The sequence below is a fragment of the Streptomyces sp. V3I8 genome, from assembly GCF_030817535.1.
Classification (GTDB): Bacteria; Actinomycetota; Actinomycetes; order Streptomycetales; family Streptomycetaceae; genus Streptomyces.
The window spans coordinates 2562523-2581597 of record NZ_JAUSZL010000002.1 but is presented as its reverse complement, the minus strand read 5'-3'; the positions used below and the strand labels follow the sequence as shown (position 1 = coordinate 2581597).

The 19075-nt window shown below is 73.6% G+C and carries 15 protein-coding genes and 1 pseudogene; 12 read left to right on the top strand and 4 right to left on the bottom strand.

The features are described from left to right. The first annotated feature begins 7 nt into the window (after positions 1–7). The 3 genes from QFZ75_RS11225 to QFZ75_RS11215 all read left to right on the top strand — a co-directional run bounded on the left by QFZ75_RS11225 (position 8) and on the right by QFZ75_RS11215 (position 3420). Positions 8–856 carry a GNAT family N-acetyltransferase gene (locus QFZ75_RS11225; RefSeq protein ID WP_307536096.1) on the top strand — a complete coding sequence of 283 codons (849 nt, stop codon included), beginning with the start codon at positions 8–10 and terminating at the stop codon, positions 854–856. A gap of 151 nt (positions 857–1007) precedes the next feature. Then, positions 1008–1586: a GNAT family N-acetyltransferase gene (locus tag QFZ75_RS11220; protein WP_307536094.1), complete on the top strand. Its 579-nt coding sequence runs from the start codon at positions 1008–1010 to the stop codon at positions 1584–1586. A gap of 139 nt (positions 1587–1725) precedes the next feature. Beyond that, positions 1726–3420 carry a proline--tRNA ligase gene (locus tag QFZ75_RS11215; protein WP_307536092.1) on the top strand — a complete coding sequence of 565 codons (1695 nt, stop codon included), beginning with the start codon at positions 1726–1728 and terminating at the stop codon, positions 3418–3420. Positions 3421–3513: 93 nt separating this feature from the next. On the opposite strand, the gene QFZ75_RS11210 is transcribed toward QFZ75_RS11215, so the two are convergent. Genes QFZ75_RS11210 through QFZ75_RS11200 form a run of 3 tightly spaced genes read right to left on the bottom strand, consistent with a single transcriptional unit; the run spans position 3514 to position 5509 of the window. Further along, the gene (locus tag QFZ75_RS11210; RefSeq protein ID WP_307536090.1) at positions 3514–4407 is read right to left on the bottom strand and encodes an aminoglycoside phosphotransferase family protein; all 894 of its coding nucleotides are present in this window, start codon (positions 4405–4407) and stop codon (positions 3514–3516) included. Between the two features lie 26 nt (positions 4408–4433). Further along, positions 4434–4943 carry a ferritin-like domain-containing protein gene (locus tag QFZ75_RS11205; RefSeq protein WP_373465842.1) on the bottom strand — a complete coding sequence of 170 codons (510 nt, stop codon included), beginning with the start codon at positions 4941–4943 and terminating at the stop codon, positions 4434–4436. Further along, positions 4940–5509 (bottom strand): hypothetical protein, encoded by a 570-nt coding sequence (locus tag QFZ75_RS11200; RefSeq protein ID WP_307536088.1) that lies wholly within the window; start codon positions 5507–5509, stop codon positions 4940–4942. The genes QFZ75_RS11205 and QFZ75_RS11200 overlap by 4 nt, the downstream gene beginning before the upstream one ends. A gap of 204 nt (positions 5510–5713) precedes the next feature. On the opposite strand from QFZ75_RS11200, the gene rimP reads away from it, so the two are divergent. The 9 genes from rimP to QFZ75_RS11155 all read left to right on the top strand — a co-directional run bounded on the left by rimP (position 5714) and on the right by QFZ75_RS11155 (position 18093). Beyond that, entirely contained in the window at positions 5714–6244 is a 531-nt protein-coding gene (rimP, locus tag QFZ75_RS11195) for a ribosome maturation factor RimP (RefSeq protein ID WP_307536086.1), read from the top strand. 2 nt (positions 6245–6246) lie between these two features. Continuing rightward, a complete protein-coding gene (gene nusA / locus QFZ75_RS11190) occupies positions 6247–7269 on the top strand; it encodes a transcription termination factor NusA (protein WP_307536084.1) in 1023 nt (340 codons plus the stop codon). 114 nt (positions 7270–7383) lie between these two features. Next, positions 7384–7665 (top strand): YlxR family protein, encoded by a 282-nt coding sequence (locus QFZ75_RS11185; RefSeq protein ID WP_307536082.1) that lies wholly within the window; start codon positions 7384–7386, stop codon positions 7663–7665. Between the two features lie 162 nt (positions 7666–7827). Beyond that, complete coding sequence (infB, locus tag QFZ75_RS11180; RefSeq protein WP_307536081.1) at positions 7828–11025, top strand: translation initiation factor IF-2; 3198 nt, start codon at positions 7828–7830, stop codon at positions 11023–11025. 324 nt (positions 11026–11349) lie between these two features. After that, positions 11350–11646, top strand: a complete 297-nt coding sequence (locus tag QFZ75_RS11175; RefSeq protein WP_307536080.1) for a DUF503 domain-containing protein — start codon at positions 11350–11352, stop codon at positions 11644–11646. A 67-nt stretch (positions 11647–11713) separates the two neighbouring features. Next, positions 11714–12202 (top strand): 30S ribosome-binding factor RbfA, encoded by a 489-nt coding sequence (gene rbfA / locus QFZ75_RS11170; RefSeq protein ID WP_307536078.1) that lies wholly within the window; start codon positions 11714–11716, stop codon positions 12200–12202. Then, a complete protein-coding gene (truB, locus tag QFZ75_RS11165; RefSeq protein ID WP_307536076.1) occupies positions 12199–13104 on the top strand; it encodes a tRNA pseudouridine(55) synthase TruB in 906 nt (301 codons plus the stop codon). Before rbfA ends, truB begins: the two co-directional genes overlap by 4 nt. A 328-nt stretch (positions 13105–13432) precedes the next feature. Then, a complete protein-coding gene (locus QFZ75_RS11160) occupies positions 13433–16999 on the top strand; it encodes a trypsin-like peptidase domain-containing protein (protein WP_307536074.1) in 3567 nt (1188 codons plus the stop codon). A gap of 137 nt (positions 17000–17136) precedes the next feature. Beyond that, positions 17137–18093, top strand: coding sequence for a bifunctional riboflavin kinase/FAD synthetase (locus QFZ75_RS11155; RefSeq protein ID WP_307536072.1), 957 nt, complete (start codon positions 17137–17139; stop codon positions 18091–18093). A gap of 105 nt (positions 18094–18198) precedes the next feature. Here QFZ75_RS11155 and QFZ75_RS11150 read toward each other — a convergent pair. Continuing rightward, positions 18199–18597, bottom strand: a pseudogene (locus tag QFZ75_RS11150) (oligopeptide/dipeptide ABC transporter ATP-binding protein); the annotation flags it as partial. Positions 18598–19075: the final 478 nt, after the last annotated feature.

Genomic DNA, 19075 nt, shown 5'->3' with positions numbered 1-19075 from the left:
CCCGCACGTGTTGACGCAGACGACCACCAGGGTCCTCGGCCCGAGCGACCTGGACGCCGCGCTCGCCGTCCTAGACCGCGAGCCGGTGGCGAACGCCTTCGTGACGTCCCGCGTACAGGTCGCGGGCCTCGACCCCTGGCGCCTCGGCGGCGAGATGTGGGGCTGGTACGAGGACGGCATGCTCACCTCCCTCTGCTACGCCGGCGCCAACCTCGTCCCCATCTGCGCCGGCCCCCGAGCCGTACGCGCCTTCGCGGACCGCGCCCGCAGGGCGGGCCGCCGCTGCTCCTCCATCGTCGGCCCCGTCGAGGCCACCGCCCTGCTCTGGCGCCTTCTCGAACCCAGCTGGGGCCCCGCCCGCGAGGTCAGGCCGCACCAGCCCCTGATGGTCGCCGACCGGCTCCCCGCCGACATCGCCCCGGATCCGTACGTCCGCCGTACCCGCAAGGACGAGATGGAGACGATCATGCCGGCGTGCGTGGCGATGTTCACGGAGGAGGTCGGCATCTCCCCGCTCGCGGGCGACGGGGGCCTGCTCTACCAGGCGCGGGTCGCCGAACTCGTCGGCAGCGGGCGCTCGTTCGTCCACGTCGGCCGGGACGGCCGGGTCGTCTTCAAGGCGGAGATCGGCGCCGCGACCCCGCAGGCCTGCCAGATCCAGGGCGTCTGGGTCGCCCCCGAGTACCGCGGCCAGGGCCTCGCGGCCCCCGGCATGGCGGCCGTCCTGCGCTACGCGCTCGCGGACGTGGCCCCCCTGGTCAGCCTCTACGTCAACGACTACAACACGGCCGCCCGCGCCACCTACCGCAGGGTCGGCTTCCAGGAGACCGGCGCGTTCATGAGCGTCCTGTTCTGAGAGAGGCCCGCGCGCCCCGGCGCCGCCCCCGCGGCGGCACGCCGTCAGGAGAGGGCGGGGGAACCGCGCGACCAGCCACATCCGGCCCGCACCCGACAAGCAGGCCAGGCCCGGCCTACGCGGTGCAGGCGCCCCGGGTAGTCTCCGGGGCATGCTGCGCTTTCCCGGTCAGTCCGGTCAGGGCCCCCTCACGCCGGACGACATCGTGATCGGCCCCCTGGACCTGGCCACCCGCATCGACGAGGCGCTGAACGTCCAGGCCGTCGCCTTCGGGCTCGGCGCGGACGAGATCGCCGTACGGCGCCAGATCGTGCTCCGCCACCTCACCTTCCCCGGCGCCCGCGCACTCGGCGCGACCACCGCCGACGGACGGCTCGCCGGATTCGTCTACGGCATGCCCAACGACCGCACGCACTGGTGGTCCACCGTCGTCGAGCCCTACCTGCGCGGAGAGGGACACGACGAGTGGCTCGACCACTCCTTCGTCATCACCGAACTGCACGTCCACCCGGACTTCCAGAACCGCGGGGCCGGCCGCGCCCTCATCACCACCATCACGGACGGCGCCGCCGAACCGCGCTCGATCCTCTCGGCCATCGACACGGAGAGCCCCGCCCGCGGTCTGTACCGCTCGCTCGGCTACGAGGACCTGGCCGTACAGGTGCTGTTCCCCAGCGCGCCGAAGCCGTACGTGGTGATGGGCGCCCCGCTGCCCCTCAGACGCCGCTGACGGATCCCCCGCGGGATCCCTCCGCCGGATCGGCCGCCCGCCGCCACCGCCGTCCCCGCCGCCGAAACGGATTTCCGGCGACGGCGGCCGCCCGGCTAACCTCCTAGGCACCACCCTTACGCAGCAGGAGTCGAGAACCATGGCCCAGGTCCAGCGCATGTCCCGTTTGATGGTCAAGACACTGCGTGACGACCCGGCGGACGCCGAGGTGCTCAGCCACAAGCTGCTGGTGCGCGCCGGCTACGTCCGCCGGACCGCCGCCGGCCTGTGGTCCTGGCTGCCGCTGGGCAAGAAGGTGCTGGCCAACGTGGAGCGCGTCGTCCGCGAGGAGATGGACGCCATCGGCGCCCAGGAGGTCACGCTGCCCGCCCTGCTGCCGAAGGAGCCCTACGAGGCGACCGGCCGCTGGGAGGAGTACGGCCCCGAGCTGTTCCGCCTCAACGACCGCAAGGGCGGCGACTACCTCCTCGGCCCGACCCACGAGGAGATCTTCACCCTCCTGGTCAAGGACCAGTGCACGTCCTACAAGGACCTGCCCGTGATCCTCTACCAGATCCAGAACAAGTACCGCGACGAGGCCCGCCCGCGCGCCGGCATCCTGCGCGGCCGCGAGTTCCTGATGAAGGACTCGTACTCCTTCGACACGGAGGACGAGGGCCTGGCCCGGTCGTACGCCCTGCACCGCGAGGCGTACCAGAAGATCTTCGCGCGCCTCGGCCTGGACTACCGCATCTGCGCGGCCACCGCGGGCGCCATGGGCGGCTCCAAGTCCGAGGAGTTCCTCGCCCCGGCCGCGGCCGGCGAGGACACCTTCGCCGACTGTCCGAACTGCGACTACGCCGCCAACACCGAGGCGGTCACCCACCCGCTGAAGTCCGTCGACGCGGCCGGGGTCCCCGCCCTGGACGAGATCCCCACCCCCGAGACCCCGACCATCGAGACGCTCGCCGCGTACCTTCAGGTGCCCGCCTCCGCCACCCTGAAGAACCTGCTGGTCAAGGTGGACGGCGAGATCGTGGCGATCGGCGTGCCCGGCGACCGCGAGGTCGACATGGACAAGGTGGAGGCGCACTTCGCCCCCGCCGCCGTCGACCTCGTCACGGCCGAGGACTTCACGGGCCGCGACGACCTCGTGCGCGGCTACGTCGGACCGCAGGGCCTGGAGAAGGTCCGCTACCTCGCCGACCCGCGCGTCGCCCCCGGCACCGCCTGGATCACCGGCGCCAACAAGGAGGGCGTGCACGCGAAGAACGTCGTCGCGGGTCGTGACTTCGAAGTCGACGCGTACGTGGACGCGGTCGTCGTCCGTGAGGGCGATCCCTGCCCCGTCTGCGGCACCGGCCTCACGCTGGACCGCGCCATCGAGATCGGCCACATCTTCCAGCTCGGCCGCAAGTACGCCGACGCCCTCCAGCTCGACGTGCTCGGCAAGCAGGGCAAGCCGGTCCGCGTCACCATGGGCTCGTACGGCATCGGTGTCTCGCGCGCGGTCGCGGCGCTCGCCGAGCAGCACGCCGACGAGCAGGGCCTGGTCTGGCCCGCCGAGATCGCCCCGGCCGACGTCCACGTCGTCGCCGCGGGCAAGGCCCTCCAGACCGAGCTGGCGCTCGACGTCTCCGAGAAGCTGGGCGCGGCGGGCGTACGGGTGCTCGTGGACGACCGGGCGGGCGTCTCGCCCGGTGTGAAGTTCACCGACGCGGAACTCATCGGCGTACCGAAGATCCTGGTGGCCGGCCGGCGCTCGGCCGAAGGCGTCCTGGAGCTGAAGGACCGCCGCACCGGTGAGCGCGAGGAACTGACGGTGGACGAGGCGATCGCCCGCCTCACGGCATAGCACCGCGGAGTCCCGCGCCCCTCGAGGGGCGCGGGGAACCGCGCGCTCAGCCCACGACGGCGCGCGCACGGACAGCCCGCCGCTCCACCGCTCCTACAACCACGCGGCGAACTCCAGCAGCAGTTCGGCGTCCCTGGGCCGGCCCACGCGCCGGGCCCGTACGCCCGACTCCACGGCCCGGAACAGGGTCCAGCCGCGCAGCCGCTCCTGATCCAGGTCCAGGGAGTCCGCGAGCCGTTTCACCCGGCGGCGGGTGGTCGCGGCGCCGGACGCCGAGGCGATCAGGTCCTCGACCCGGTCGCGGACCAGCCGGGCCAGGTCGAAGGCGCACTCGCCGACCACGGGGTCGGGACCGACGGCCAGCCAGGGGCTTCGGTCGCCCGCCAGGACCTTGCTCTGCCGGAAGGTGCCGTGCAGCAGGCGCGCCGGGGGCGCGGACGCCAGCAGTTCCTCGCGCACCGCGAGAGCCGCGTCGACCAGCGGCGCCGACTCGGCGTCGGCACCCGCCCGCATCGCCGCGGCCTGCCGCTCCGTCCGCCCGGCCACGGTCTCGAAGACATGGTCCGCGGGCGGCTCGACCCACAGCCTGCGCAGCGCGCCCGCCGCCTCCAGCATCGACCTGGCCTCCGGCAGCGACCGCACGGACACATCGGGGTGCAGCCGCTCCAGCAGCAGCACACCCTCGGCCCCGGCCGGCTCCAGGAGGCGTACCGCGCCCCGGCCGTCCCAGTGCGCCAGCGCGGCCCGCTCGCTCTCCGGGCGGGCCCGGCGCGGTGCCAGCTTCAGGACGGCGGGGGTGCCGTCCGGCAGCCGGATCAGGACCACCAGACTGCTGCGCCCACCGGGAACCTGCACACGCTCCGCGGCCGACTCGCGCGTCACGACGGCCTGCTCGGCCGCCTGGGGCAGCTTCCCCAGCCAGTCGTCGCCGTCCGGTGCCGTCTCGCCGAGCGCCTTGACCAGACGCGGCGGCGGTTCGAAAGCCATGCGCGAGTCGTTCCCTTCCCTGGGCGTCACGAGGACGGTGCCGCCGGCGCGGTGGCGGAGGCCGACCGCTCGGCGAGACCAGGGAAGGCTACGCTCCCGCCGCGCCAGCGCACCGCGCGCACCGCGGCTTCCCGCAGGGCCTCGGCCGCTGCCCGCCGCCGCTCACCCCCGGCGGCCCGGACGAGGTCGGAGTACACCCCGGCCACCCGGTCCTCCAGCTCCGCGGCCAGCCGCACGGCCGACCCGGAGTCCGTCACCCGGAACGGCAGCGCGTACGCGGCCGCCGCGGGCCCGGGCTTCCCGCCCAGGTCGCGCACCGACCGCGCCAGCTCGTCGCGGCGGGCCCGGTGCGCGTCGTACGCGGCCCGCGCCTCGCCGCGCCGGCCGTCGCCGATCGTGCCGCCCACGACGCCGTAGCCGTACACGGCGGCGTGCTCGGCGGCGAGCGCGGCCTGCGCGGCCCTCAGCTCCGCCGACGCCTTCGCCCGGGCCGCCCCGCCCGCCGCCTGTGCCCTTGCCCCGCCGGAACCGCTCACTTCTCGTCCTCCGTCAGCAAAAACGCGTGCCCCGCGCCGGCCGCGGCCACCGAGGCCAGCAGCCGGGCCAGCTCTCCCGGTACGTCCGCCAGCGCCTTCATCCGCCGGTCCGTCAACGCGCGCTCGGCCGCCGCGAGTTCGGCGAGGGCCGCCTTCCGCGTCGCCGGCACCGCGGGGGAGGGGGACGGCGACGCGCCCGCCGGAGGACCTGTGGAGGAGCCGGCGGAGGAGGGCGCCGGGGCGGAGGCCGACGCCGCGTCCGAGGCGCGCCCGCCGCCCCCGAACGCCTGCGCGTGCCGTACGACCTCCGCCAGCAGCGGTGCCAGCCGGGCGTCCAGCGCGGGATGCGCCGCGAGCACGGCCCGGTACCGCTCCGCGAGCCGTTCGCTGTCGCGGGCCGCACGCGCGCGTGCCCGTGCGGCGGCGGACGAACTCCCGGTGGTACCGGGGGAGGAGTCGGAGGCGGAGCAGCCGGCGAGCAGCGCGGCGCCCGCTCCGGCGGCCCCGGCGAGCAGGCTCCTTCGGCGCGGCCCCGAGGGGGTGCGCGACGGCAGGGTGAACGGCACGGCAGACGTCCTCGTCAGGGCTCGTACGAACGAAAAGGGCAGACCCTTGATCACGGTACCCGCGTACCGTCCCCGCGCCCACCAGCGGCGCCGCCCCGTGGCCCGGCGGACCTCGGTGGACGGCAACACCCCTCGGGACCGGATACCCTTTGACCTGACACGCGCCCTACCCACAACAGCACACGCGGCCGAGGAGTCACCCGGATGAGCACCACCCAGAGCGAGAGGCTGCGAGAGCTCCTGGAACCGCTCGTCAGCTCGCAGGGACTCGATCTCGAGGAGATCGAAGTGGACTCGGTGGGACGCAAGCGTGTGCTGCGGGTCGTCGTCGACTCCGACGAAGGGGCCGACCTCGACGCGGTCGCCGATGTGAGCCGCGCGCTCTCGGCGAAGCTCGACGAGACCGAGGCCATGGGCCAGGGCGAGTACACCCTCGAGGTGGGAACGCCCGGCGCGGAGCGCGAGCTCGGCGAACACCGTCACTACGTACGTGCCACCGGCCGCCTCGTGCGGTTCCGGCTGGAGGACGGCGGCGAACTGGTCGCCCGGATCCTGACGGTGGACGACGAGGGCATCGACGTCGAGGTACCCGGCGTGAAGGGGCGCAGGCCCACCGCCAGGAGGCTCGCCTTCGGGGACGTCGCCAAGGCGCGTGTCCAGGTCGAGTTCAACCGCAAGGCCGAAGGCAAGAACGACGACAAGAACGTCGACACGAAGGAAGAGGAGGAGGCGTAGCCGTGGACATCGACATGAGTGCCCTGCGGGGCCTGGTGCGGGAGAAGGAGATCTCCTTCGACCTGCTGGTCGAGGCGATCGAGTCGGCCCTCCTCATCGCCTACCACCGCACCGAGGGAAGCCGCCGCCACGCGCGCGTGAAGCTCGACCGGGAGACCGGTCATGTGACCGTGTGGGCGAAGGAGGACGCCGCCGACCTGGAGGAGGGGCAGGAGGCCCGCGAGTTCGACGACACCCCGTCGGACTTCGGCCGGATCGCCGCCACCACCGCCAAGCAGGTCATCCTGCAGCGCCTGCGGGACGCGGAGGACGACGCCACGCTCGGCGAGTACGCGGGCCGCGAGGGCGACATCGTCACCGGTGTCGTCCAGCAGGGCCGCGACCCGAAGAACGTGCTCGTCGACATCGGCCGGCTGGAGGCCATCCTGCCCGTGCAGGAGCAGGTCCCCGGCGAGAAGTACCAGCACGGCATGCGGCTGCGGTCGTACGTCGTACGGGTGGCCAAGGGCGTCCGCGGTCCGTCCGTGACGCTCTCCCGCACGCACCCCAGCCTGGTCAAGAAGCTCTTCGCGCTCGAGGTCCCGGAGATCGCCGACGGATCCGTCGAGATCGCCGCCATCGCCCGCGAGGCGGGTCACCGCACGAAGATCGCCGTCCGGTCCACCCGGTCCGGCCTGAACGCCAAGGGCGCCTGCATCGGCCCGATGGGCGGCCGCGTGCGCAACGTGATGGCCGAGCTGAACGGCGAGAAGATCGACATCGTCGACTGGTCGGACGACCCCGCGGACATGGTGGGCAACGCGCTCTCCCCGGCCCGGGTCTCCAAGGTCGAGGTCGTCGACCTCGCGGCCCGCTCCGCGCGCGTGATCGTCCCGGACTACCAGCTGTCGCTGGCGATCGGCAAGGAAGGGCAGAACGCCCGGCTCGCCGCCCGGCTGACCGGCTGGCGCATCGACATCCGCCCGGACACCGAGCAGACGGGTGACCAGGGCGGTGACCGGCCCGGTGACCGCGACGCGGACTGAACCGGGGAATGGATCCCAGCCGCAGGTGGTTTGGATCACGACAGTTTCATGTGCGGCAACTGTTCGATACTTGCCCCAAAGGGGTGAGGTCGGTGCAGGGAGGTAGACTTAAGAGTGTCTGGCCGGACGCATGCCCGCGCATGCCCTGAGCGCACCTGTGTGGGGTGCCGGGAGCGAGCGGCCAGGACCGATCTGCTGCGTGCCGTGGCGGCCGGGGGTGAATGCGTCCCCGATCCTCGCGGTACGCTGCCCGGCCGGGGTGCGTATGTACACCCCGCCCTGGTCTGTCTGGACCTGGCGGTTCGCCGCCGGGCGTTCCCACGGGCGCTGCGTGCCCCGGGCCAGCTCGACACAAAGGCGTTGCGCCGGTACGTCGAGCAGGCGGACAGTTGCTGAGCAGGCAACACCGTAAGGAGAGCCGCGCGGAACCCCGTGCGGCCCTGGTACCCCGCGAGTTGGAAGTAGGTCGAGATTGCGATGAGCACTCGATGAGCACGCGATGAGTACGCCCATGAAGTAGCGACGGTCCGGACGCAACCCGGACCTAAAAGGAGCGAAGTGGCTAAGGTCCGGGTATACGAACTCGCCAAGGAGTTCGGGGTGGAGAGCAAGGTCGTCATGGCCAAGCTCCAAGAACTCGGTGAATTCGTCCGTTCGGCGTCCTCGACGATCGAGGCGCCCGTAGTACGCAAACTGACCGACGCCCTCCAGCAGGGCAACGGCGGCGGCAAGCCCGCCCCGCGCAAGGCCTCGCCCGCCAGGCCCGGCGCGCCTTCACCGGCGCAGGCCGCCCGTCCGGGTCCGGCCGCACCGCGTCCGCCGGCCCCGAAGCCGGCCGCCGAGAAGCCCGCGGCCTCCGCGGCACCGGCGGCTCCGGCCTCCGGCACGCGTCCGACGCCGGGCCCGCGCCCCGCGCCGCGGCCCGCGCCGGTGTCCCCGGCCCCGGCCGCGCCCGAGTTCACGGCGCCGCCCGCGGCTCCCGCCGCTCCGGAGACCCCGGCTCCGGCCCAGGCTCCTGCCCCGGCCGCGAACCAGCGTCCGGCCGGCGCCCGTCCCGGCGCCCCCAAGCCCGGTGTCCGTCCGGCCGGTCCCGCACAGGGCGGCCAGGGTGGTCCCGGTCAGGGCCGTGGCGAGCGCACCGACCGCGGCGACCGCGGTGACCGTCAGGGCGCCCCGCGTCCCGGCGGCCAGGGCACGCGTCCCGGCGGTCGTCCCGCCGGCCCGCGTCCGGGCAACAACCCGTTCACGTCCGGTGGCTCCACCGGCATGGCGCGTCCGCAGTCGCCCCGTCCGGGCGGCGCCCGTCCGGGTCCCGGCGGACCCGGCGGTGCCGGTGCTCCGGGTGGCGCTCCGCGTCCCCAGGGCGCGGGCCAGGACCGTGGTCCCCGTCCGCAGGGTGGTCCCGGTGGCGCTCCGCGTCCCGGTGGCGGTCCCGGCGGCAACCGTCCGAGTCCGGGCGGCATGCCCCGTCCGCAGGGTGGTCCCGGTGGCGCTCCGCGTCCCGGTGGCGGTCCCGGCGGCAACCGTCCCAACCCCGGCATGATGCCGCAGCGTCCGGCTGCCGGCAGCCCGCGTCCCGGCGGCGGCCCCGGTGGCCGCGGTCCCGGCGGTGGCGGAGGCCGTCCCGGCGGTGCCGGCGGCGGTCGTCCCGGTGGCGGCGGCTTCGCCGGCCGTCCGGCCGGTCCCGGTGGCGGCGGCGGCTTCGCGGGTCGTCCCGGTGGTCCCGGTGGCGGTGGCGGCGGTTTCGCCGGCCGTCCGGGTGGTCCCGGTGGCGGCGGCGGTCGCCCCGGCTTCGGTGGTCGTCCCGGTGGTCCCGGTGGCCGTGGTGGCACACAGGGCGCCTTCGGCCGTCCCGGTGGTCCCGCGCGTCGCGGTCGCAAGTCGAAGCGGCAGAGGCGCCAGGAGTACGAGGCCATGCAGGCCCCGTCGGTCGGCGGCGTCATGCTGCCTCGCGGCAACGGACAGTCCGTCCGCCTGTCGCGCGGTGCCTCGCTCACCGACTTCGCCGAGAAGATCGGCGCCAACCCGGCGTCGCTCGTCGGCGTGATGATGAACCTCGGCGAGATGGTCACTGCCACGCAGTCCGTCTCCGACGAGACGCTGAAGCTCCTCGCGGACGAGATGAACTTCGTCCTGGAGATCGTCAGCCCCGAGGAGGAGGACCGCGAGCTGCTCGAGTCCTTCGACATCGAGTTCGGTGAGGACGAGGGTGGCGAGGAGTTCCTCGTCGCGCGTCCGCCGGTCGTGACCGTCATGGGTCACGTCGACCACGGTAAGACCCGCCTTCTCGACACCATCCGCAAGACGAACGTCGTCGCGGGCGAGGCCGGTGGCATCACCCAGCACATCGGTGCCTACCAGGTCGCGACCGTCGTCAACGACGAAGAGCGTCGCATCACCTTCATCGACACCCCGGGTCACGAGGCGTTCACCGCCATGCGTGCCCGTGGTGCGAAGTCGACCGACATCGCGATCCTCGTGGTGGCGGCCAACGACGGTGTGATGCCCCAGACGATCGAGGCGCTGAACCACGCCAAGGCGGCCAACGTGCCGATCGTGGTCGCGGTCAACAAGATCGACGTCGAGGGCGCCGACCCGACCAAGGTGCGCGGTCAGCTCACCGAGTTCGGTCTGGTGGCCGAGGAGTACGGCGGCGACACGATGTTCGTCGACATCTCCGCCAAGCAGGGCCTCAACATCGAGAGCCTGCTGGAGGCCGTGGTCCTCACCGCGGACGCCTCGCTCGACCTGCGGGCCAACCCGGAGCAGGACGCGCAGGGCATCGCGATCGAGTCCCACCTGGACCGTGGCCGCGGCGCCGTCGCGACCGTCCTGGTCCAGCGAGGCACCCTGCGGGTCGGCGACACCATGGTGGTCGGCGACGCGTACGGCCGTGTCCGCGCGATGCTCGACGACAAGGGCGAGAACGTGGAAGAGGCGGGTCCCTCGACCCCGGTCCTCGTCCTCGGTCTCACCAACGTCCCGGGCGCCGGCGACAACTTCCTCGTCGTCGACGAGGACCGCACGGCCCGCCAGATCGCCGAGAAGCGCGCGGCGCGCGAGCGCAACGCCAACTTCGCCCGGCGCGGAGTCCGGTTCTCCCTGGAGAACCTGGACGAGGCCCTCAAGGCCGGTCTGGTGCAGGAACTCAACCTCATCATCAAGGGCGACGCGTCCGGTTCGGTGGAGGCTCTCGAGTCCTCGCTGCTCCAGCTCGACGTCGGCGAAGAGGTCGACATCCGCGTCCTGCACCGCGGTGTGGGTGCGGTCACCGAGTCGGACATCGACCTGGCGACCGGATCCGACGCCATCGTCATCGGCTTCAACGTCCGCGCTGCGGGCCGCGCGGCGCAGATGGCGGAGCGCGAGGGCGTCGACGTCCGCTACTACTCGGTGATCTACCAGGCCATCGAGGAGATCGAGGCGGCCCTCAAGGGCATGCTCAAGCCGGAGTACGAAGAGGTCGAGCTCGGCACGGCGGAGATCCGCGAGGTCTTCCGCTCGTCCAAGCTGGGCAACATCGCCGGTGTGCTGGTCCGCTCCGGCGAGGTCAAGCGCAACACCAAGGCGCGGCTGCTGCGCGATGGCAAGGTCATCGCGGAGAACCTCAACATCTCCGGTCTGCGTCGCTTCAAGGACGACGTCACCGAGATCCGCGAAGGGTTCGAGGGCGGTATCAACCTCGGCAACTTCAACGACATCAAGATCGACGACGTCATCGCGACGTACGAGATGCGCGAGAAGCCGCGCGCGTAACGCCTGCGGCTCGGCTCGACCGTGTGGGGCCGGCCGACGGGAACTCGTTCCCGTCGGCCGGCCCCCACGGGGTTTTCCGCCCCCGGCCCCCCGGGATCGCGCTGCGCGCTCGTCCTCAAACGCCGGACGGGCTGGATATCCAGCCCGTCCGGCGTTTGAGGACCGGGGGTTCGGGGGGCCGGCCCCCCGAGGTCGGGACGGGAAGGGGCGGCGGGGGCGAAACTCCGTCGAGCGGCACCGGAGGTTCGGGGTACCGTTCAAGTGCCCCGGCAAGAGCACGGCCGGGCCGCCTACCCCGAACCGGCGGGACATCCGGACACACACATGTACGTGGGGACTCTGTCCTTCGACCTCCTCCTCGGCGACGTACGGTCACTGAAAGAGAAGCGCTCCGTCGTCCGCCCGATCGTGGCCGAACTCATCCGCAAGCACGCGGTGAGCGCGGCGGAGGTGGAGCACATGGACCTCCACCGCAGGGCCGTCATCGGACTGGCGGTGGTCTCCGGGGACACCGGCCACCTGACCGACGTACTGGACAGGTGCGAACGCCTGGTCGCCGGGCGCCCCGAGGTGGAGCTGCTGTCGGTGCGACGACGGCTCCACGGGGAAGACGACGAATGAGCGTACGGCGGCAAGGACCGGCCGTACGTGGATCAGCGGGATCAGCAGATAAGAGGGAGACGGACCAGTGGCCGACAACGCGCGGGCGAAGAGGCTGGCGGACCTCATCCGAGAGGTCGTTGCCAAGAAGCTGCAGCGTGGGATCAAGGACCCGCGGCTCGGTTCGCATGTGACCATCACGGACACCCGGGTCACCGGGGATCTGCGCGAGGCGACCGTCTTCTACACGGTGTACGGGGACGACGAGCAGCGCGCGGAGGCCGCCGCGGGCCTGGAGAGCGCCAAGGGCGTACTCCGCTCGGCCGTCGGCGCGGCGGCGGGCGTGAAGTTCACCCCGTCGCTCACCTTCGTGGCGGACGCCCTGCCGGACACCGCCAAGACCATCGAGGACCTGCTCGACAAGGCCAGGGCCAAGGACGCCCAGGTGCGTGAGGTCTCGGCGGGCGCCACCTTCGCCGGTGAGGCCGACCCGTACAAGAAGCCGGAAGAGGACGACGAGCCCGGCGACGAGGACGAGTCGGACGACGACGAGGAAGACGGCGACGCCGCCAAATGACGCAGCAGCAGAAGACGCCCGACGGCCTTGTCATCGTCGACAAGCCGTCGGGCTTCACTTCGCACGACGTGGTCGCCAAGATGCGCGGGATCGCCAGGACCCGCCGCGTCGGACACGCGGGCACCCTCGACCCCATGGCGACGGGCGTGCTCGTCCTCGGCGTCGAGAGGGCGACCAAGCTCCTCGGGCACCTCGCGCTGACCGAGAAGGAGTACCTGGGCACCATCCGGCTCGGGCAGAACACCCTGACGGACGACGCCGAGGGCGACCTCACCTCGTCGGCCGACGCCTCCAAGGTGACGCGGGACGCCATCGACGCCGGGATCGCCAAGCTCAGCGGCGACATCATGCAGGTGCCGTCCAAGGTCAGCGCCATCAAGATCAACGGCGTGCGCTCGTACAAGCGGGCGCGTGAGGGCGAGGACTTCGAGATCCCGGCCCGGCCGGTACGGATCTCGTCGTTCGCCGTGTACGACGTCCGGGAGGCCGTGGCCGAGGACGGCACGCCCGTGCTGGACCTGATCGTCTCGGTGGTGTGCTCGTCCGGTACGTACATCCGTGCGCTCGCCCGTGACCTGGGCGCCGGCCTGGGGGTGGGCGGCCATCTGACGGCGCTGCGGCGCACCCGCGTGGGCCCGTACAAGCTCGACTCCGCCCGCACCCTCGACCAGCTCCAGGAGGAGCTGGCCGTGATGCCGGTGGCGGAGGCCGCCACGAGCGCGTTCCCCCGCTGGAACGTGGACACGAAGCGCGCGCAGCTGCTGACGAACGGCGTGCGGCTGGAGATGCCCGAGGAGTACACCGGGGCCGGAGCCGTCGGGGTGTTCGACCCCGAGGGGCGGTTCCTGGCGCTGGTGGAGGAGCAGAAGGGCAAGGCCAAGAGCCTCGCGGTCTTCGTCTGAGGTCTTTGTCCCTCGGCCCTTCCGTCCTTCCGTCCCTTCGCCCGGCGGTCTCCCGACGGCCGGCCGGATCGCTCTTCCTCCGAAGTGGAGCGGCGTTCACGGGGTGACCTGTGTGCGCCGCTCCACTTTCCCCCTCGGTTCCCCCTTTCAAGGGTGTATCCGTCCGGCCCCGCCTATTCACCCGTCCGGCCAGGCGCTCGGAGTGAACCGGGGGAGCGGAGGGGGGCTTGTTCGGCTCGGGATCTGTCGCCCCTGATCACCGCACGCCTACCGTCGGAAGCGAGAAGCGCCGAAGCACGGTACGGCGCGCGCGGCGGGAGGTTCGGAGATGGCGGGACGGGGTCAGGGGGCCGGAGGCCGTCATCGGACACCGGACGCCCCTGCCTCCGGCACGGCCGGGGAGGCCGCGACCTCGGCAGGCGGAACGACGGCCTGGACCGAAGGGGTACCGGCCCGGACCGAGGACGTACTGCCGGTTCGGGGCGCCGGGGCGCCGGACCTGCGCCGGGGCGCGGTCGAGCCCGGTGCGGATGCCCTGGAGCGGCGCCCGGGCGCCGCGGAGCAGGGCCTGGACGTGCCGGCGCCGCGCGTCGAGGCGTCCGGCCCGGCCCGGGGCCTCGTGCGGATCCGCGACCTCGCCGGGCGGCCCCGCGGGGCCGGGTTCGTCGCGGACCACCACGGCACCGTCGTCACCAGCCACGAAGCGGTCGACGGCCTTCCCCAGCTTGTCCTGCACACACCCGCGGGGGACCGCACCTGCCTGGTCGCGGCCGACTCCGTCACCCCTCTCCCGGCCCTCGATCTCGCCCTCGTCCACTGCGACGGCCTCGGCCTCGACCCGCTCCCGGTCACCGTCCGGGACTCCGTGCGGACCGGCGCGTACGTCCGTGTCGCGGCGGGCGGCTGGCGCGAGGCCCGCGTGCTGGGCCCGTCCGCCGTGACCTACACGACGGCCGGCCGGCCCCACCACCTCGACCACGCGCTGGAGCTGGCGATCGGCACCGCCGGCCGTGACGCGCTGCGGCCCGGCGGCGGGGCGGCCGGCGGACCGGTGGTCGACGCGGCCACCGGTGCCGTGATCGCCGTCCTGGGCACCGCCCTCCACCGCGACCACCCGGCCGGCGGCTTCGCCGTACCGCTCTGCACCGCCCGCACGGCCGGTACCACCCCCCTCGCCGAGCTGCTGGCCCGCAACGCCGCGACGGTGCCCGCCTACGGGGACGACCTCAACCTGGCCGGCGTACTGGAGCTGACGGCCACCGTCGCGTCCCCGCCGGCCTGCGGCGCCGCCCCGCCCGTCGAACGAGCCGCGGTGGCCGCGGAGTTCGCCGCCTTCACCGAAGGCCCGTACGGCGTCCTCGGACTCGTCGGCGCGCCCGGCAGCGGCCGTACGACGGAACTGGCCGCCCTGGCCGCCCGGCGCGGACAGGGCCCGGAGCCCGCTCCGACCCTGTGGCTGCGCGGCGCCGATCTGCTGGCCACCGACGCGTCGGTGGCCGACGCGGCCCGGCGGGCGCTGCGGCGGTCGGGGCGGATCGTGGCGGCCGCCGGGGCGGGGGGTGCGCCGGCCCCGCTCGGAGACATCGGGCCCGAGCGGCTGGCGCGCCTCGCCGGGGAGGCCGGGCGGCCCCTCCTGCTCCTCCTCGACGGCCCCGAGGAGATGCCGCCGGGGCTCGCCGACCGGCTCCCCGGGTGGGCCGCCGGCACCGCGGGCTGGCTGCGGGAGCACGGGGTGCGGCTGGTGGTGGCGTGCCGGGAGGAGTACTGGGAGGGAGCCGGGGCGCAGTTCCCGCCGGAACTGCTGTACGGGCCGCCGCCGACGGATGCGGCCGGACACGAGGTGCCCGGTGGGTTCCCCGTCTGCGTACGCCTCGGGGACCTGGCGGCGGACGAGGCGCGCGAGGCCCGGGCGCGGTACGGGATCCCGGAGGGGGTCCTGGACGGGGCCGACGCCCGGCATCCCCTGACGCTGCGGCTGCTGTCGGAGGTACGGGCCGCGCTGCCCGGCAACCGGCCCGGCAGGGCGGCGCGGGACGAGGTCTTCGCGGCGTACCTCGACCTGATGTGTCTGCGGGTGGCCGTCCGGCTCGCGGCGGTGAACGGGCTGCGCGGGACAGCGGTGCGGCGCCTCGCGGCCAGGGTCGCGGGGCAGGTGCACGTGGCGGCGCGGCGGTGTCTGGGGCCGGGTGAGGGGGAGCTGGACCGGGCGGCGTTCGAGACCCTGTTCCCGTGGGGTCCGGTGCCCGACCGGCGGCTGGGCGGGTGCACCGGGTGGGCCTCCGCCGTGCTCACCGAGGGCCTGCTCGTGCCGGCCGGCGACGGCTACCGCTTCGCCCACGAGGAGTTCGCCGACTGGATCCAGGGACTGCACCTCGACCTGGACACGGCACTGGGGTCGCTGACGCACCACGACGGCCCCGACCGCACTGGGCACTTCGTCGTCCCCCGCCACCGCATCGGACCGGTCCTGGAAGCCCTGCTCCTCGTGCCGCGTCAACAGGGGGACGACCATCTCACCCGCTGTCTGCGTGAACTGCTCCGTGTACTGGACGGCCTCGTCACAGGAGCCGTCACAGGAGTCGGCGCCGGCGCCGGCGCCGGCGCCGACGTCGATGCCGACGCCGACGGCTGGTGGGCCACCCGGCTGCTCCGTGGCGTACTGCTGCGCGTCCCCGACGCGACCCCGTACCTCGGAGCGCTGCGGCACCTCGCCGAGCGGGTGGTGCGGTGGCGGGCCGAAGGGCGGGCGGTGCCGGACGGGTTCGGGCCGGGCTTCTGGCTCGGGCTGCCCCTGCCGCAGGCGCACCGCTTCGACCTGCTGAGGCGTCTCGTGGTGGCGGACGAGGCGCCGCCCGCCACCGAACCGCGTTACCTGGACGCCGTGTCCGGGCTGCTCGTCGCGGATCCGGCCGGTGTGCAGCCGCTCCTCACCCACTGGTTCGACGACGACCGCCCGCTCCCCGCGACCCCCGACGCCACCGTCGCGACCGCCGCCCAGGTCCTCCTGCACACCCACCGGCACCGTGCCCCCGACGACCTCGCCGAGGCACTGGCCGACAGCGGACACGCGCGCGCGGACGAGCTGCTGGACGTACTCGCGGAGGAGGAGCCCGCCACGCTCTGCCGCGCGGTCGACCGCTGGGCGCGCGACGAGCGCCCGGCCCGGCGGACGGCGGCGGCCACGTACGCGCTGCGGACCGCCACGCACGTACGCACCGGGCCCGACCGCGAGCTGCTGCGCCGTGCCGCGCTCACGCTGCTCGGCCGCCCCGGCGACTGCACGCTGCACGGAAGCGCGCTGGCGCTCCTGGTCCGTGACCCGCACACGCGGGCCCGTCACCTGCCGCAGGCCCTGGCCCGCTTCCGGGCCGCCGACCCGCGGCTGCCCGTGAGCGCCCTCACCGCCGCGCTGGCCACGCACCCGGACCCGGTGCTCGCCGCCTTCCACGACCGGCTGCGGCAACCGGACGACGGCACGGTCCTGCGCACGCTCGCCGAGGCCACGACACCGGCGCTGGCCCGCCGCGTCGCCGCACTCGTACGCGACGTCCTGGAGCGGCGCCCGGACGCGGCCGCGCACCTGGTGGCGTACGTCGACCGGCGGCTCGAGCACGGCCCCGGCGCCCGTGAGGTGCTGCACCCCCTCGTCGCCGTACTGCTCGACGGGGGCCGGCCACCGGTACGGGCCGCACTCGCCCAGGTGTTCGCGACGCCCGGCTCGCCCGCGTCGGGCCCGCGGCGGCGCGAGTTCCTGGACCTGCTGCTGACGCGCGAACGCGATCCGGAGGTGCTCGACGTGCTCGTACGGGCCGTGCCCGCGGACCGCCCGACCGCGGTCGGGCCCGGTGCGGACCGCGTGATCGAGGAGCTCGCGAGGGCGCGGGTCCCGGTCTGACCCCGCGGCTTCTGCCGCTGCCCGCGTGCCGCCGGTCACAGGGTCCATGCCGATGCGGGCCGAGGGGACGCGGCATGGCACCCTTAGAGCTGCGTACGAGGCAGACACGGACACGGGTTCGACGAGGAGCGGTCACAGTGCAGCGCTGGCGTGGCTTGGAGGACATCCCCCAGGACTGGGGGCGCAGCGTCGTCACCATCGGCTCGTACGACGGCGTCCACCGCGGACACCAACTGATCATCAGCCATGCCGTCGAACGGGCGCGTGGGCTGGGTGTCCCCTCGGTCGTCGTCACGTTCGACCCGCACCCGAGCGAGGTCGTCCGCCCCGGCAGCCATCCGCCGCTGCTCGCCCCGCACCACCGGCGTGCCGAACTGATGGCCGGACTGGGCGTGGACGCGCTGCTCATCCTGCCCTTCACGACCGAGTTCTCGAAGCTGTCGCCCGCCGAGTTCGTGGTGAAGGTCCTCGTCGACAAGCTCCATGCCAAGGCCGTCGTCGAGGGTCCCAACTTCCGCTTCGGCCACAAGGCCGCCGGCAACGTCGCCTTCCTCGCCGAGCAGGGCGAGACGTACGACTTCGAGGTCGACGTGGTCGATTTGTACGTGACCGGCGAGGCCGGTGGCGGCGAGCCGTTCTCCTCGACCCTCACCCGGCGGCTGGTCGCCGAGGGCGAGGTCGACGGGGCCCGCGAGATCCTCGGCCGGCCGCACCGCGTCGAGGGTGTCGTCGTCCGCGGCGCCCAGCGCGGACGCGAGCTCGGCTATCCCACGGCCAACGTGGAGACGCTGCCGCACACCGCGATCCCCGCCGACGGGGTGTACGCGGGATGGCTGCACGCGCAGGGCGAGGCGATGCCGGCGGCGATCTCCGTCGGGACGAATCCGCAGTTCGACGGCACCGAGCGCACGGTTGAGGCGTACGCCATCGACCGGGTGGGGCTCGATCTGTACGGGCTGCACGTCGCTGTCGATTTTCTGGCGTTCGTGCGGGGGATGGCGAAGTTCGATTCCATCGAGGGGTTGCTCGAGGCGATCTCGGACGATGTGAAGCGGTCCCGGGAGCTCGTCGCCGTGTACGACGCCGGGGCCTGACCGGCGGGTGGTCCGGCTGACGGCCCGTGGCGGCTGGGCGCGCAGTTCCCCGCGCCCCCGAAGGGACGCGGCCTCAAAGGGACGCGGCCTCAAAGGGACGCGGCCTCAAAGGGACGCGGCCCGATGGCAGGCCACCTGGGCTTCGCCGGTGCCGTTCAGCAGCGACAGGTCCTGCGTGCGGCATGCGCCCGCGACCTCCGCGCGGTCGGCCTCGCCGTCCGCCAGGATCTGGCAGCGGGCGTGGAAGCGGCAGCCCGCGGGGATGCGGGACGGGTCCGGGAGCTCGCCGCCCAGCACGACCGGGTCGCCGGGGGCGTCGGGCAGGACCGACGACAGAGCCGGTGTGCAGGGGTGCCGAGGCGCTCTCAGGACGTCCTCGACCGGCCCCGTCTCGATGATCCGCCCCAGATACATGACCGCGACCCGGTCCGCGATGTTCCGTGCGAGGCCCGGATCGTGCGTCACCACCAGGGCGGACAGGCCGAGTTCGGCGCGCGGCCGCAGCCGCGATTCCATCCGCTTGACGATGTCCGCCCTCCTAGGGGCGGCGTACTCCTTGGCGCAGGCGAAGTTGTCGGTCGCGCCGACGTCCTCCGGCGTCGCCGGGAGCGCCGCACACGTGTGGACGGAGAGGACGAAGTCGGGGTCGGGGTTGAGGACCAGCTGTCGAAGGCGAGGTCGCCCCACCGCTCCCGCAGATACTTCCCGACGGCCTCGGCCGGGTTGAGGTGAGTGTCCACCAGCGCCGGCCGGCATGCGTCAACGGCCCGTGAACTCCCTGTGGCCTGCGGAAATAACGAGTTGACCCGGATTTCACGGTCATCGGTCCACACCGGTGAAGGAGCCCTGGTCGGGGACCGACGGCACCGAACGGGGCTGGTGCGGCGGTGTTTCGGCGCCGGGCGCGCGAGACCCGTCCCGGGACACGCCGAGGGCCCGCGCCGTGGAGGTACGGGGCGGGCCCTGGGGCGGGACCGACGAC